At 69.1% G+C, this 15,157-nt stretch carries 12 protein-coding genes and 1 tRNA gene; 7 read left to right on the forward strand and 6 right to left on the reverse strand.

Going from position 1 to position 15,157, the window contains the following annotated elements; genetic code table 11:
• Positions 1-17: 17 nt before the first annotated feature.
• On the forward strand, positions 18-1,274 hold the full coding sequence (locus IWX89_RS10350) for an acyltransferase (RefSeq protein WP_196903474.1): 1,257 nt from the start codon (positions 18-20) through the stop codon (positions 1,272-1,274).
• A 9-nt stretch (positions 1,275-1,283) separates the two neighbouring features.
• On the opposite strand, the gene IWX89_RS10355 is transcribed toward IWX89_RS10350, so the two are convergent.
• Together IWX89_RS10355 and IWX89_RS10360 are read right to left on the reverse strand one after the other, a co-directional pair.
• Complete coding sequence (locus tag IWX89_RS10355) at positions 1,284-1,754, reverse strand: RidA family protein (RefSeq protein ID WP_196903475.1); 471 nt, start codon at positions 1,752-1,754, stop codon at positions 1,284-1,286.
• A 2-nt stretch (positions 1,755-1,756) separates the two neighbouring features.
• Complete coding sequence (locus IWX89_RS10360; protein ID WP_196903476.1) at positions 1,757-1,924, reverse strand: DUF4177 domain-containing protein; 168 nt, start codon at positions 1,922-1,924, stop codon at positions 1,757-1,759.
• A 51-nt stretch (positions 1,925-1,975) separates the two neighbouring features.
• Between IWX89_RS10360 and IWX89_RS10365 the strand changes: the two genes are divergently transcribed.
• The 5 genes from IWX89_RS10365 to IWX89_RS10385 all read left to right on the forward strand — a co-directional run bounded on the left by IWX89_RS10365 (position 1,976) and on the right by IWX89_RS10385 (position 7,766).
• Positions 1,976-4,528, forward strand: a complete 2,553-nt coding sequence (locus IWX89_RS10365) for a transglycosylase domain-containing protein (RefSeq protein ID WP_196903477.1) — start codon at positions 1,976-1,978, stop codon at positions 4,526-4,528.
• On the forward strand, positions 4,525-5,499 hold the full coding sequence (locus tag IWX89_RS10370) for a metallophosphoesterase (protein WP_196903478.1): 975 nt from the start codon (positions 4,525-4,527) through the stop codon (positions 5,497-5,499). Before IWX89_RS10365 ends, IWX89_RS10370 begins: the two co-directional genes overlap by 4 nt.
• 56 nt (positions 5,500-5,555) lie before the next feature.
• Positions 5,556-5,629 (forward strand) — tRNA-Pro (locus tag IWX89_RS10375).
• Positions 5,630-5,730: 101 nt separating this feature from the next.
• Positions 5,731-6,294, forward strand: coding sequence for a PadR family transcriptional regulator (locus IWX89_RS10380; protein WP_196903479.1), 564 nt, complete (start codon positions 5,731-5,733; stop codon positions 6,292-6,294).
• Between the two features lie 2 nt (positions 6,295-6,296).
• Positions 6,297-7,766 carry a DHA2 family efflux MFS transporter permease subunit gene (locus tag IWX89_RS10385; RefSeq protein WP_196903480.1) on the forward strand — a complete coding sequence of 490 codons (1,470 nt, stop codon included), beginning with the start codon at positions 6,297-6,299 and terminating at the stop codon, positions 7,764-7,766.
• A 252-nt stretch (positions 7,767-8,018) separates the two neighbouring features.
• Here IWX89_RS10385 and IWX89_RS10390 read toward each other — a convergent pair whose 3' ends face one another.
• The gene (locus tag IWX89_RS10390; protein WP_196903481.1) at positions 8,019-9,032 is read right to left on the reverse strand and encodes an LLM class flavin-dependent oxidoreductase; all 1,014 of its coding nucleotides are present in this window, start codon (positions 9,030-9,032) and stop codon (positions 8,019-8,021) included.
• Between the two features lie 209 nt (positions 9,033-9,241).
• Here IWX89_RS10390 and IWX89_RS19020 point away from each other — a divergent pair, with 209 nt between their 5' ends.
• Positions 9,242-9,787: a VanZ family protein gene (locus tag IWX89_RS19020; protein ID WP_196903482.1), complete on the forward strand. Its 546-nt coding sequence runs from the start codon at positions 9,242-9,244 to the stop codon at positions 9,785-9,787.
• Here IWX89_RS19020 and IWX89_RS10400 read toward each other — a convergent pair.
• The 3 genes from IWX89_RS10400 to IWX89_RS10410 all read right to left on the reverse strand — a co-directional run bounded on the left by IWX89_RS10400 (position 9,784) and on the right by IWX89_RS10410 (position 15,000).
• Positions 9,784-11,565 carry an O-antigen ligase gene (locus IWX89_RS10400; protein WP_196903483.1) on the reverse strand — a complete coding sequence of 594 codons (1,782 nt, stop codon included), beginning with the start codon at positions 11,563-11,565 and terminating at the stop codon, positions 9,784-9,786. The genes IWX89_RS19020 and IWX89_RS10400 overlap by 4 nt on opposite strands.
• 185 nt (positions 11,566-11,750) lie before the next feature.
• A complete protein-coding gene (locus tag IWX89_RS10405; RefSeq protein ID WP_196903484.1) occupies positions 11,751-13,358 on the reverse strand; it encodes a hypothetical protein in 1,608 nt (535 codons plus the stop codon).
• Positions 13,359-13,599: 241 nt separating this feature from the next.
• The gene (locus IWX89_RS10410) at positions 13,600-15,000 is read right to left on the reverse strand and encodes a cell wall-binding repeat-containing protein (RefSeq protein ID WP_196903485.1); all 1,401 of its coding nucleotides are present in this window, start codon (positions 14,998-15,000) and stop codon (positions 13,600-13,602) included.
• Positions 15,001-15,157: the final 157 nt, after the last annotated feature.

Here is a 15,157-nt window from a genome sequence, read left to right on the forward strand (position 1 = left end):
CCCCTACCGTGGGGTCAATGTCCCGACTCCCCTCGCCCGGCCGTCTGGTTGCCCTCGATTCCCTGCGCGGAGTCGCGGCCCTGATCGTTCTGGTGCACCACGTCTCGATGACGGCGCCGGCGGTCTCGGCCGCCTACGAGTCGAGCGCCGGCGTCGAGTTCCTGTCGGTCGGCTGGTGGACGACGCTGTCGCCCCTGAAGCTGCTCTTCGCGGGGCCGGAGTTCGTGCTGGTGTTCTTCGTGCTGAGCGGCTTCGTGCTCGTGCGGTCTCCCCTCGCGGCGCCCGCCTACGACTGGATGGCCTACTACCCGCGGCGGGTGATCCGCCTCGCCGTTCCCGTCGTGATCTCGGTGGGGCTGGCGGCGGCCTGGATCTACTTCTTCCCGCGCACCGGCGACCCGGGCGGCGGCGCGTGGCTGGCCAGGCAGGACAACCCCAGCCTCGGCCTCGGCAACCTGCTGCGCGAAGCGAGCATCATCACCGAGACCAGCCGGCCCGACGTCAACCCGCCGCTCTGGTCCCTGGCCTGGGAGATGTGGTTCTCCCTGCTGCTCCCGGTTGGCGTGGTGCTCGCCGCCGCCACGCGCCGCTGGACCGGGCTCTGGGCCGCGCTGTTCCTGGCCGTCTCTGCCTACGGCTATGTCACCGGGATCGAACCGCTGATGTACCTGCCCGCGTTCGCGCTCGGCGCCCTGCTGGCGGCCAACTTCGAGGCCCTGCAGGCGGGCGCGGCCTCCCTGGCCGCCCGCCGCTGGGGCACCGCAGCGTGGATCGGCCTCACCGCCCTGGGCCCGCTGCTGCTGATCGCGCACTGGCTCGCGCGCCCGTTCCTGTCCGGCCCGTGGAGCGACCTCACCCTCGCCCTGCGCGTGCCGGGCGCCGTGCTGGTCGTCGCCGCCGTCGCGCTCTGGCCACCGCTGCACCGGCCGCTGACCGCGCGCCCGCTGGTCTGGCTCGGCACGGTGAGCTTCACCCTCTACCTCGTGCACTTCCCGATCGTGGTCACGTTCGGCAACCTGTTCGGGCCGGAGTTGTGGTGGCTCGGCGCGCTGGTCTCGGTGCCGCTCAGCCTCGTGCTCGCCCAGCTGATGACGCGCTGGGTCGAACAGCCCTCGCTGAAACTGGCCGCGGCGGCCGGGCGGGCGTTCGCGCATCCGTTCCACGCTGCCGCACCCGCTGCGACGGCCGCGGCCGACGCGCATCCGCCCCGCCAACGCAGGGAAGGGCCGCCCCTCGAACCGGGGCGACCCTTCCCTGACCAGTCGAACGACTAGGCGAGCCGACTAGGCGAACGAGACGATCAGCTCGACCTCGACCGGCGAGTCCAGCGGCAGCACCGCGACACCCACGGCCGACCGGGCGTGCACGCCCTGGTCGCCGAAGATCTCGCCGAGCACCTGGGAGGCGCCGTTGATCACGCCGGGCTGGCCGGTGAACGAAGGGTCGGATGCCACGAAACCGGTGACCTTGACCACCTGCGTGATCCGGTCGAGCGACCCGATCACGGCCTTGATGGCGGCCAGGCCGTTGAGGGCGCACTGCCGGGCGTACTCCTTGGCGTCGCCGGCCGGCACGAGGCCGTGGCCGTCGCCGACCTTGCCCGTCGCCGGGAGGGCGCCGGACACCATCGGCAGCTGGCCGGACGTGAACACGAACGATCCGGACACGACGGCGGGCACGTAGGACGCCACCGGCGGCACCACGCTCGGCAGGTCGATCCCCAGTTCGGCGAGACGCGCTTCGATTTGCGACATGGCTACGATCCTTCCGTTGCGGCGACCGGGCGCTTGAGGTAGGCGACGAGCCCGCCCTCCGGCCCGGGGACGACCTGCACCAATTCCCAGCCGTCAGAGCCCCAGTTGTTCAAGATTGCGGCCGTGTTGTGAATCATCAGCGGCGTCGTAAGGTACTCCCAGGCAGGCATATGGCTCCGATTCAGGCGGTCTTTCAGGTTTTGTCCCGTAACCTCAAGTGTATGTCTGCCAAAAATCGAACGGTTAGCGGAGCGCTCGGCGGGTTCCTCGGCTTCGTCGGGATGAGTGCCATCGCCGGCATCCTCGTCACCGCCGCTGTGACCCCCGCTCTCGCCCTGTCCGGTATGGCCGCGACGAACACGATCAACGTCTTCGAGAACCTTCCCGACTACCTGGCGATCGACCAGCTGGCGCAGAAGAGCAACGTCTATGCCAACCTGACCGACGGATCTCCGTACCTCCTCGCTTCCTTCTACGACCAGAACCGGGTCGAGGTCGCCTCCGACGCGATCAACCAGTTCGTGAAGGATGCCGCCATCTCCGGCGAAGACCCCCGCTTCTACGAGCACGGCGGCGTCGACCTCCAGGGCACGGTCACCGGACTTGTCACCACCCTGGCGAGCGGCACGGCGCGAGGCGGATCGTCGATCACCCAGCAGTACGTCAAGAATGTGCTGGTGCAGAAGTGCGAGGTTCTCACCGATCAGAAGAAGCGCACCACCTGTTACGACGCCGCAACCGAGACCAGCCCCGACCGCAAGCTGAAAGAGATGCGCCTCGCGATCGGCGTGGAGAAGAAGTACCCGAAGGATGACATCCTCCGCCAGTACCTCAACATCACCGGTTTCGGTGGCAGCGTCTACGGCATCGAAGCCGCTGCGAACTATTACTTCTACACCTCGGCAGCCAACCTCACCCTGCCGCAGGCCGCGAGCCTCGTCGCGATCGTGAACAACCCGGTCAAGTTCAAGCTCGACAACCCCGACAGCAAGACCAACGGCGCGGAAAACGGCTACCAGGCAAACAAGCAGCGCCGCGATTACATCCTGGGGCAGATGCTGAAGTACAAGAAGATCAGCCGGGCCGACCACGACGCGGCGGTTGCGAGCCCGGTGCAGCCGAACCTGCACGAGCCCAGCACCGGCTGCCAGACCGCCGGCGGCAGCGCCTACTTCTGCGACCTCGTGATCAACACCCTGCAGAACGACCCCACCTTCGGTGCGGATGAGTCAACCCGGTTGGCGAACTTCCGGCGCGGCGGCTACAACATCTACACCACCCTCGATCTCGACCTGCAAAGCGTCGCCGAATCCACGATGAAGGCCAACGTTCCGTCGTCCTACCCCGGCTGGGACGTCGGCGGAGTCATCACGAGCGTGCAGGTCGGGACCGGTCGCGTGCTCGGCATGGCCCAGAACAAGGACTACACCCAGGACCCGGCGGTGGCCGCCTCCAACCCCAACGCCACGGGCCTCAACTACAACACCGACATCGACCAGGGCGGCTCCCACGGCTTCCAGCCGGGCTCGACCTACAAGGTGTTCACGCTCGGCGAGTGGCTCACCGAGGGGCACTCGCTCAACGAGCGCGTCGACTCCCGGCGCAAGTCTGATTGGGGCACCTTCAAGGACAGTTGCAACGGTCCTCAGAACTTCCCCGGCTTCAACCCCAAGAACGACTCGAACGAGAGCGGAACCAACTACAGCGCCCTCGAATCCACAATCGGCTCCATTAACACCGGCTTCATCGGCATGGCCAAGAAACTCGACCTGTGCGGCATCCGCAAGACGGCCGAGAGCTTCGGTGTGCACCGTGCGGATCTTGACCCGCTCCAACAGGGAGCTTCCGCGGTTCTCGGCACCAACGAAGTCGCGCCGCTGAGCATGGCGGTCGCGTTCGCCGGCATCGCCAACAACGGCGTCACCTGCAGCCCAATTGTGATCGACCGGATCACCGGACCCGACGGTGCTGAGATCCCGCCGCCCAAGTCCGACTGCAAGCAGTCCGTGGACCCGTCGGTCGATGCCGGAATGACCTATGCGATGCAGCGAGTCATGTCGAACGGCACGGCGACCGCGTCCAACCGCGCGACGTCTCCGAAGGTCCCGATGATCGGTAAGACCGGAACCACGGACGGCAACAAGGACACCTGGATGAGCGGTGCGAGCACCAAGGTCGCCACCGTTGTCGGCGTCGTCAGCGTCACCGGCGATATCAACCAGCGCAACATCTTCTTCGATAGCGGCCAGGCGGCTACGGCGCGACACCGGATGTGGCCAGAGGTCATGTCGGTGGCCAACGCCAAGTACGGCGGAGATGCCTTCGCCGAGGCGTCCTCCAAGGTGCTGCAGGCTGTTCAGGTGCCGGTGCCCGACCTCCGCGGAAAGACGATGGCCGATGCGCAGTCCACGCTCGAGTCGGCCGGCTTCAGCTACGCCGACGGCGGCGTGACCGACTCGGAGATGCCGGCCGGCACCGTGGCCCGGACCGACCCCGCAGGCGGAACCAGCGCCAGCCGAGGCGCGACAGTGACCGTCTACTCCAGCAACGGCACCCAGGTCGTCGTTCCCGACGTCGTCGGAAAGACCGAGGCTGAGGCCAGGGCCACCCTCAACGGCTTCGCCGTGACAAAGACCGAACAGGACGTCACCGACCCCAAGCAGGTCGGAACTGTGGTGGGCATGACGCCCGCGGCCGGTTCGGGCTCCGCCCCTGGCGGCCGGGTGTCGATCGCGGTCGGCAAACTCGGCGCCGGCGGCAAGGGAAACGGATGACCACCGGCGGCAAGACCGTCGCGGTGAGCCTCGGTGCCGTCGCAGCGGCCGGGCTCGCCGCGTTCGCGTGGGGCTCCCTGGTCGAGCGGCGCCTGTTCACGCTGCGTGAAGTGACCGTTCCGGTGCTGGCCCCCGGGTCGGACCCGATCAAGGTGCTGCACCTGTCCGACCTGCACATGGCGCCGTGGCAGCGCGACAAGCAGGACTGGGTGCGCGGCCTCGCCGACCTCCAGCCCGACCTCGTCGTCAACACCGGCGACAACCTCGGCCATGAGGACGGCGTTTCCGGCATCGAGTATGCGCTGGAGCCCTTCCGCGGCGTGCCGGGCATCTTCGTAAACGGTTCGAACGACTACTTCGGCCCGATGCTCAAGAATCCGTTGCGCTACTTCGGCGCGCCGTCGCTGCTGCGGAACGCGATGCACCAAAAGCTCGACATCGACAGCCTGCACCGGGTCTTCGCGAGCCTCGGCTGGACCGACCTCAACAACACGGCCGAGGCCCTCGACATCAACGGTACGCACCTGGAGCTGTTCGGCGTGGACGACCCGCACATCGGCCTCGATCGTCTCGACGTGATCACCCGGGCCGTCGACGACCTGCGCGCGAACGACCCGCTCTCCGACGAGTCCTGGCCTGACCCCGAGGAAGCCGCCGCGCCGCGCCCGACGCTCACCGTCGGCGTCGCGCACGCGCCGTACCAGCGGGTGCTCAACTCCTTCGTCAACCACGGAGCCCAGCTCATCCTCGCCGGCCACACCCACGGCGGCCAGGTCTGCGTGCCCCGGTTCGGCGCCCTCGTCACCAATTGCGACATCCCGCGCAAGCAGGTCAAGGGACTCAGCCTCTGGGATTCCGGACTCCACACCGCGTACCTCAACGTTTCGGCGGGGCTCGGCACCTCCATCTACGCCCCGGTACGGTTCGCCTGCCCGCCCGAGGCGACGCTGCTCACCCTCACCTCCGCGTAGGTCTGTCGAGACCCACCTCCCCGGTGGGGTTATACTTGACAAGGCTTACGGGCCATCGGGGTATGGCGCAGCTTGGTAGCGCGCGTCGTTCGGGACGACGAGGTCGCAGGTTCAAATCCTGTTACCCCGACAGATGCACAAAACCCCCACTCTGCGGAGTGGGGGTTTTGTGCATTCCGGATCACCACGCATCCGGTTGACTTGCAAGACTACTCATGCGAGAGTAAGCGGATGTCGTCCATCCGCCTGTTCATTCTCGGCTCCCTCGCCGAGCGCGGGCCCATGCACGGCCACCAGTTGCGGCTCCTCGCCGAGCAGGAACACGTGCACCTGTGGACCGACATCTCCGTCGGCGCGGTCTACGGCGCGATGAAGCGACTCGCCACCGAAGGACTGATCGACGTGGTCCGGGTCGAACGCGAGGGCAATTACCCGGAGCGCCAGGTCTACGAGGTTTCACCGACCGGCCGGCAGGCGCTGTCCGCCCTGAGGCTCGAGGGCCTGCGCACGATCGTGATCAAGCCCGACCCGTTCGATCTCGCCATGACCCGGCTCGATCCAGACCGACTCGACGAGCTGCCCCGGATGATCGACGCCCGGGTGCTCGCCCTCCGCGCGATGGTCGCCGACGCCGAAGCCGTCACGGCCTCGGCCCTCCCCTATCTCACCGCCAGTGAGCGCCTCGTCATGCGCCACAAGGCCGATCGCATCCGTGCCGAGATCGCCTGGCACGACCACCTCGTCACCGTCCTCCCCGACATCATCGCGGACGAACACGCCCGAAAGGACCATTGACCATGTCTGACACCACCCAGGCCGGCCGCCCCGCAGCGGTCATCCCCCGCCACGCCTGGCAGGCTCTCGTCGTGCTGCTGGCCGGCATGTTCATGGCCCTGCTCGACACGACCATCGTGAATGTGGCGCTGCCGACGATCCGCACGAGCCTGAACGCCTCCGAGGCGACGCTCTCCTGGATCATCTCCGGCTACGCCCTCGCCTTCGGCCTGGCCCTCATCCCGTCCGGGCGTCTCGGCGACCGGATCGGCCACAAATGGGTCTTCTTCACCGGGCTGGCCCTGTTCACCCTGGCCAGCCTGGCCTGCGGCCTGGCCCAGAACGACCTCCAGATGATCATCGCCCGGGTGGTGCAGGGCCTCGCCGGCGGCATGTTCGTGCCCGCCGTCACCGCAGTGATCCAGCTGCTGTTCCCGCCGATGGCCCGCGGCAAGGCCTTCGCGATCATGGGCTCGGTCATCGGCGTCTCCACGGCGCTCGGGCCGATCCTCGGCGGGCTGATCATCCAGGCCTTCGGCAACGAGAACGGCTGGCGCCTGGTCTTCTGGGTGAACCTGCCGATCGGCGTCGCCGCGTTGATCGCCGCGGCCCTGCTGCTGCCGTCCGGCTCCGAACATGCCACCGACGAGGCCCGCTCGGGAATCGACTGGGTCGGCCTGCTCCTCATCTCTGCCGGCCTGGTCGCGCTCCTCGTGCCGCTGATCGAGGGCCAGGACCAGGGCTGGCCGCTCTGGACCTACCTCACCCTCGCCGCCGGCGCACTGCTCGTCGTCGCCTTCGGCGCCTGGGAGGTCATGTTCACCCGCTGGGGCAAGAGCCCGCTGGTCCCGCCACGGTTGTTCAGGCATCCGGCGTTCTCCGGCGGTATCGTGCTGGCCCTGGTCTACTTCGCGGCGTTCACCAGCATCTTCTTCACCATCTCCATCCTCTGGCAAGCCGGCCTCGGCCACACCGCACTCGAGTCGGGACTGGTGTCGATCCCGTTCGCGTTCGGCACGATCATCGGCGCCTCGCAGAGCAACCGGCTGGCCCAGCGCCTCGGCCGCACCGTGCTCGTCATCGGCGTGGCCCTGGTCACGGTCGGACTCGTCTGGATCTGGCTCGACCTGCTCCTGATCGGCCCGGAGATCACCAACTGGCAGCTGCTCCCGCCGCTGGCCATCGCGGGCCTCGGCAGCGGGTTCTTCATCGCGCCGAACGCCCAGTTCATCGTGGCAACCGTGGATCGCACCGAGGCGGGCGCGGCCAGCGGCGTCGTGGGTGTGATGCAGCGGGTCGGCAGCGCGATCGGCATCGCCGTGATCGGCAGCGTGTTCTTCGGCACCCTCGTCGTTGCCGGTCCAGGCCCGGCCGCCCTCGCCGCGGGCTTCACCACCAGCGCGACCGCCGCGATGGGCATCAGCGCCGCGTTCAGCGTGCTCGCGCTGCTGCTCGTCTTCGTGCTGCCCAAGCGGGTCGACGCCCGCTACTGACGCGGCTGAGTTGCGGAGAAAGCACCTTCGGCGGCGAAGTGAAGGTGCTTTCTCCGCAACTCACGGACGGATGCTCGGGTGACGCGGGGCATCCGCGCCAGGCGAGGACAGGGCGCGGGGCATCGCCCGCTTTGCACGTGTCGAATTGCTCCTCGCCGTCGAGTGGCTGAGTTGCGGAGAAAACACCCTCAGAGTCCAGGTGAAGGTGCTTTGTCCGCAACTCAGACGACGGAATGGCTCAGGAGTGGCGACTCAGGCGGCGACGTCGCGCAGGCCGGCCACGATCTCCAGCGAACGGATGCGCCCCGCCAGGCTGGACGCCTGAGCGCTCACCATCAGCTCATCCGCACCCGTCGATCCCAGCAGGCGGGTCAGCGCGGCGTCGACCTGATCGGGGGTGCCGACCGCCTGGCGCCGGTTGCGGGCCTGCACGAGCTCCTGCTCATAGGACGAGAACCGGTAGGCGAGCGCCTCCTCCACCCCGACGGGTGCGGGCTTCTTGCCCTGGCGCATCCGGATGAACGTGATCAGGCCGGGCAACGATTCGCGGCGCACGACCTCGGCGTCGTCGTCGCTGATCACGCCGACCGCGATCATGGCGTGCGGCTCGGCGAGGAAACTGCTCGGCTCGAACCGGTCACGGTAGAGCGCGAGCGCCGCCTCGGTGCCGTCGCCCGCGAAGTGGTGCGCGAAGGTGAAGGGCAGGCCGAGCACCCCGGCGAGCTGCGCGCTGAAGCTGCTGGAGCCGAGCAGCCACATCTCGGGGGCGTCGCCGAGGCCGGGGTAGGCGGTGATCCCGCGCAGCGGGTTGTCCTCGGCCAGCCCGCCGTGGAAGAAACCGATCAGGTCCACGAGCTGCTGCGGGAAGTCGTCGACGCCGAGGCCCTCAGCGCTGCGGCGCAGGGCCAGGGCGGTGGCGCCATCCGTGCCCGGCGCGCGCCCGACGCCCAGGTCGATCCGGTCACCGTAGAGGGCACGCAGGGTGCCGAATTGCTCGGCCACGACGAGCGGGGCATGGTTGGGCAGCATGACCCCGCCCGATCCCACCCGGATGCGCTCGGTGCGGGCCGCGATCCCCGCGATCAGCACGGGCGGTGCACTCGAGGCGATCGCCGGCATGTTGTGGTGCTCGGCCACCCAGAAGCGGTCGTAGCCGAGGTCCTCGGCGGCCTGCGCCAGACGGATGCTGCCGGCCACCGCATCCGCGTTGGTGCCGCCCGCGGGGCGGCCGGCCAGGTCGAGCACGTTGATCGGTAGCGTTTGCATCTCCCGACTCAACCACCTACCGGGGCTTTTGATTCCCCGGCCAGGCGGGGCATCCCGTGGTGGGGCCGTGCCTGTGTCGCGCTCGGAGGGGATTCCCAGCGGGGTTTCCGCTGAGCGCGGATGACGCCTAGGGTTGTGCGATCGACAATGCTGCGGTTCATCACCGGCTCCGTCGGTCTCGTGACCGCACCGACTCCGCGAGGTGACATGTGGCCGGAACGACAACGCAACGGCGCCCGTCAGGGAGTGCCGGGCCCGAGCGCGGCGACGCGCGCCTGCCCGCCGACGTGGGACGCCCGCCGCTGCGCCGGTGGCTTCGGGAACCTCAGCTGCGCCGTCTGACCCTGCGCCTGGCCGGGGCGTACGTGCTCGCGCTGGCGCTCGTCGCGCTCTGGCCCACGCCCGTCGATCACAGCGGGCACGATTCCCTGCTGGCCGGCCTCGACTGGCTCCAGGCCCACGGCGGGCCGGTGTGGTTGCGCTACTCCCTGGTCGAGTTCACGGCCAACATCCTCCTCTTCATCCCCGCAGGGCTGTTCCTCGTCGTGCTGGCCGGCGCCCGACGGTGGTGGCTCGGTGTCCTCACCGGGTTCACCGTCAGCGCCGCCCTCGAACTCGGGCAGCTCGTCTTCCTGCCCGACCGGGTGGCCAGTGTCAACGACATCCTGGCGAACACCTCCGGCGCGGTCATCGGAGCGGTCATCGCCGTCGCGCTCCTGCCGCCGGCGGCCCGGGCAGCCGCGCCGCTCCCCTAGCCGGAGAACAGCACGTCGCGCAGGCGCAGCGCCGTCGGCTCCGCCGGGTCGAGCTCCAGCGCCCGCCGCACCTCGCCGGCGCAGCCGGAAATGTCACCCAGCAGATAGAGCACAACCGCATGTTGCACCGCCACGGCCGCGTCGTGGGGCGCGACCTCCACCAGCGCAGCCAGGGTTCGTCCGGCTTCCGTCACATCACCGGAGTTCACCTGGCCCACGGCGAGAGCCCGTTCGGTCGCCACGGTGCCTGGCAGCGGGACCCGGGAGCGCTCGGCCCAGGACACCGCGAGCGGCGCTGCGCCGGCCACCTCCGCGTCTGACGCCGCGGCGAAGGACTGCGCGGCAATGCCCGCGAGATCCGCGTCCCACGGGCGCAACGACTGCGCCTGCCGGAACTCGGCGTCCGCCGCGGACACGTCCCCTCTCGCCGTGGCCAGCACGCCCGCCGCCAATGGAACCTCGGCGCTCATGATCACGATCAGCCAGATCGCCCAGAACGAGAGCAGAACGGTCCGAATACCGGTGGCACCGCCCCGCACGCGGGCGCTGCTCCCCGCTCCCATTCCCCCGTCCGGCCCCCGTGCGACCAGGATTCCGAGCAGCATCGCCGCCACAATGGTCGTTGACGGTGCCGTGAAATGCGTCAGCAGTGCGACGCCGAACGCGGCCAGCCCGGCCAGGGCGCCGGCCAGCAGGTCGGTTCGGTCGGAATCCGTTCCCCCGCGGGCCGCTGCCAGCCAGCGGCGCACCCCGCCGAGGGACGCCGCGACAATGATTCCGAGCACCACGGCCAATAACGGGAAGCCGCCGGCCATCGCCACCTGGAGCAGCCAATTGTGCGGCGAGTCCAAGGTGCCCTCTCCGGTGGACGCGGACGCGTTCGCGTTGAGGAAGCCGCTCGCACCCACCCCGAGCGGGTGAACGCCGAGCACGTCGAGGCTGTCCTGCCAGAACGCGAATCGACCCTGCAACGATTGCGTCGACAGCGGGCTGCTGCCGAGGAGCCGCTCCCGGGTGAGCGGCACGGCCAGTGCGCCACCGACCAGGGTTGCCACGGCCGCAGCCCCGACCAGCAGCCTGCGGCGCCTTCGGCTGCGCCCGGCCTGGCCGGCTCGCGTGATCTCGAGAACGACGAGAACGACCACGACGGTCAAGGCGGCAAGGAAGCCGGCCCGCGAGGCCGAGAGGATGACGGTGGTCGCCGCCAGCGCGAGCGCGGCGGTGAGCCAGCCACGCTCGAGACGGGCGCGGGACCAGGCCGGCCGGGCGCCGGTCCAGGCCCGCGTCACCGGAAGCACGAGCACAGCCACGAAGAGCGCTCCCAGCACGCCCTGGTCGGTCGCATTGCCGGTGAGGGCCCCGGGCCGGGCCAGATCGGAGGCGAAGGGCCGGGCACCCGCGGCCTCGAGCATCGATACCGCGCCGAGCAGGATTGCCGCCGAAGCGGCGGCCGTCACGAGGCTGCGCAGCTTCGATGCGGGCGCTGCGGGGCCGAGCAGTCGCGCCCCGGCCCAGACCGCTCCGAAATAGACCGGTACGGTCACGAGTCCTTCGTAACGCGGCCAACGGCCGAGGAGTTGCACCCCGGGCGCGGCCGAGAGCAGCACGCTCAGGAGGGCGGCCAGCCCTGCCACGGCGCTCGCTCCGACGAACCAGCGCGGCAGCCTGCCCCGGGCCCAGGCCGCCGAGGCCACTGCCACGGCGACAGCGGCGAGCACGTCCTTCGGCAGGATCCAGCGCACGAATGCGTCCGGAAGCACCGCGATGGAGGCCAGCACAAGGAGCCAGATCGCGACGGTCGCGGCGCGTTCCCGCCCAGTGGATTCGGTCCGTGGGCGGCTGGCGGGGCGTGCGGGCAGCCGTGCTGCCTGCGCGCCCCTGGGCGAGCCGGCCGGCCGAGCTGCCCGCCCGGTTCCCGTGGGCCGGTTCGTGCGAGCGGGCTGGCGAGCCGGCGAGGTGGATGCTAGTTGGACTTCAGATCCGATCGCTGGCGCGCACGGGCCCCGACGGTGAGTGCCAGCCCACCGAGGAGCAGGAAGGCGATGCCGAACCAGGCGCCGGAGACATCCGTGCCGGTCGAGGCCAGCACCGAGGCCGGCTTCACCGACTTCTTCACCACCGCCGTCGCCGTTGTGCTCGACGCGGTGGGCGTAGCCGTCGTGGTGCTCGACGGGGTGATAGGCGTTGCCGCAGCCGGCGCGCTGATGGCGATGCTGCCGGAGACGACGGAGACACTGGATGAGTCGACCATCACCAGGTGGTGGGTGCCCGCCGGGGTGTCGGCGGGGATGGCCAGGCTGCCCCTGATGTGCCCCTGGGCGTCGGCAGTGAGCGTCCCGAGGAGGACGGGCTCAGAGTGCAGCCAGATCTTCACCTTTTCGAACGGCTGGAAACCGTCGCCGGACACAGCGATCATGCCTCCGATTTCAATCTTCGACGTGGAATCCGCCGTCGTGTTCGTCGGCTTGCCTGGGTCGACCGGAGGATTTGTCGGGTCGACCGGAGGATCGGTCACAACCGGCGGCACGACCGCGACGTCGCTGAGTTCCGCATCGATGCCGAGGACCGTGGTCTCGCCGGCCACGGGAATGGTTTTCGCCGAAGCAAGGTCCGAGGCATTGTCGAAGTACTCGGGGATGAGCCCGGTCGACGACGCGTAGACCCCGAAGCTCACCTTGTAGGCGCCCGCACGCGGTGCCGGTGCCGAGTACCTGCCATTCGAATCGCTGTGTCCCCAGCCGACGTTGGCTCCGGTGAGCGCGTCGTAGACGGCCACGTCGAGTCCTGTCGCGGCGGTGACCACACCGCCGACTCGCTTGGTCAGGGTGCCGTTGATGGCGCTGCCCGCCTTCAGGGTGATGTCGACGTTGTCGAGGCTCTCGGTCCCGGCGGGAATGACGGCCGACTCTCCGTTCTGGAAGGAGATGGCGGACGACGCGTCCGTGTAGTGAGCCCGCAGCGTGACGTCACCGGAGGCGACGTGCTTGAGCGTGTAACGGCCGGTTTCGTCGGTGACCGCCTGCCGGTAGCTCATCAGACCCTGCGTCTCGACCAGGGCTCCCTTCAGCGGGATCTTCCCGGTCGGCGACAGGCCGTAGACGATTCCTGAGACGGACGGGCGCAATGGCAGCACGAGCGCGCCGGCCGCATGCGCCTCCCCTGTCGCCAGCGTGTAGGTCGGCAGGGTGCCGAGGCCGGGGACGCCGTTCACGGGGATCCCGTTCCAGTCGGTCTGGGTGTTGTCGCTCGTCACGGACACCGTGTAGGTGCCGGGCAGCAGGTAGCCGAAGGTGAAGTCTCCGGAGTCCGGAACCTGGAGGATCGCGTGCTCGGAGAACACACCGCCGACGACTTCATACAGGTGGGCATAGGCGATTCCCCCCGGGAGCACGGTCGTGCCGCCCCCGTCTGCGGCGCCACGGATCGTTCCGCTGATCGATGCCGTCGCCGGGTCGGGGGTGTCGACGGCGTTGGCCGGCGCGACTGCCGGCATCCCGAACGCGAGCCCTGCAGCGACGATGACCGACAGCATGAAGCTGCGATCCCGGATGCGGCGAAGTATGGTCCCCAAGAGTTTCTCAATTCGTCCGGCACGGCATCGGCTCAATTCGGCCTTCGCCCGCGCGGAGGTAATCCCCCGTTCTCACTTTATGGTCACCCGCGACCGGGCCGTCGGGGAATCGGAGCCCAGCCCGCCCCCAAACCCGGTGCCCCCGAAATCATGGGCGCCGGTGGGAATCGGTCGTCAGAGACGACGGAAGGGTCCGGCGGCGGCGTGAATCGCCGCTGCCGGACCCTTCGAGGTCACCAGATCAGCAGTGGGTGAGGCTCGCCACCTCGGCGCTCATCACCGCGGTGCTTCCGAGCACGACGATCTCGGTTGCGCCCAGCCGCGCGATTTCCTTGAGCACGTCGACGGGGACGCAGGTGCCGGGAATCACGTAGAGCGCTGCGCCTTCCCAGCCGGCCACCGCGCCGCCGGCGAGGCCGTCAGCGAAGCCCGCGCCGGTGGTGAGGTACACCCGGCCGCTCTGGGGGATCAGCGCGTTGATCGCGACAGAGGTCTTGTAACGATCCGACCCGGCCAGGCGTTGCACGGGGAAACCCTCGTTGACCAGGGAGGTTTCAATTCCCGCTGACACCACGCTGGCATCCCCGGTGAGGAAGATCTCAGTCGCATTCAGGCTGTGCAGGAGAGCGATCGTCACCGGGTCGGCTGCGGCCTCTTTCCCGTTGAGCAGGAGTACCGGCGCGTAGTAGTACCCGGCGGCGGCCGACGCCGAGAGGGCGTCGGGGTAGTTCTGGCCGCTGGAGATGAAGACGGCCTGGGCAGTCGGCACGAGCGCCGCCACCCCGTTCGCGCGGGCGGATGCCGCGGGTGCGGATATGCCGAAAGCCTTCTCTGTCACGATCCGGGACGTCTCGTACCTGTCTGCACCACCCTGGCGTTCGATGGTGCCGTCAGGGATCAACGCGGCCAGTGCGTCGTAGACGCCGGCAGACACGACTGTGGTGCTGCCGACCACGACGATGCGGCTGGGGGCCAGGCGCAGAATCTCATCGCTGACCACGGCGGGCAATACGTCGGGCGGGGTCAGCAGCAGCGGCCCGCCCAGCAGGGCCGCAGCAGGGGCGGCACTGAGGGCATCCGGGAAGTTCAGCGCGTTGGCGACGTACACCACCCCTGACCCAGGGTCGAAGGCGGCAGACCTGGCGAACTTCGATACCTCGACCGCAGTCTCAATGCGGGTGGGACCAGCCAGGCGTGTCGTCGGGACCGGCCCGGCATAGGTGAGAACGGCATCGATGCCGGTGACGGTGGCCCCGTCGGCGACGGCGATGTCGAGGCCGTTATCGACAGAGAGCTGGTCGCTGTAGTACTCCGGAGAAACGGCCGGCGTCGGAGACGAGTCCCCGAAGCCCACACGATAGGACCCCGGCGCGAGATTCGGGATGCTGTAGTGGCCGGAGGTGTCGACGGCAACCTGCGCGCTGGCCGGGGACCAGTTGCCGGCCCCGTCAGAGACCCAGGCCTCGGCGTAGGGCGCCGCCGAGGCGTCCTCGGCGGTGACCGTACCGGTGATCGTTCCGGGCAGCGCGGCGGCGACCGCACTGGAGGCGATCGGGAACACGCTGAACAGGCCGAGACCGAGGGCGAGGGCCGCTCCGGTCATTCGGTGCGGACGAGGATACTTCTTCGTTGAGGTACTCATTGCACATGCCTTCCTATGACGCAAACGATTCGCTTGGGTGGAGCAGGAAAGTGTTCTTCAGGAGGGTCCCCGGGCCGCCTGGTTTCGAGGTGCCCCAACTTAGCCGCCGGTGGAAGCGGGCGGCGACCCCCCGTTCAGCCGGGCGATTGCGTGCTAG

The organism is Cryobacterium sp. MP_M3 (assembly GCF_015752155.1).
GTDB lineage: Bacteria > Actinomycetota > Actinomycetes > Actinomycetales > Microbacteriaceae > Cryobacterium.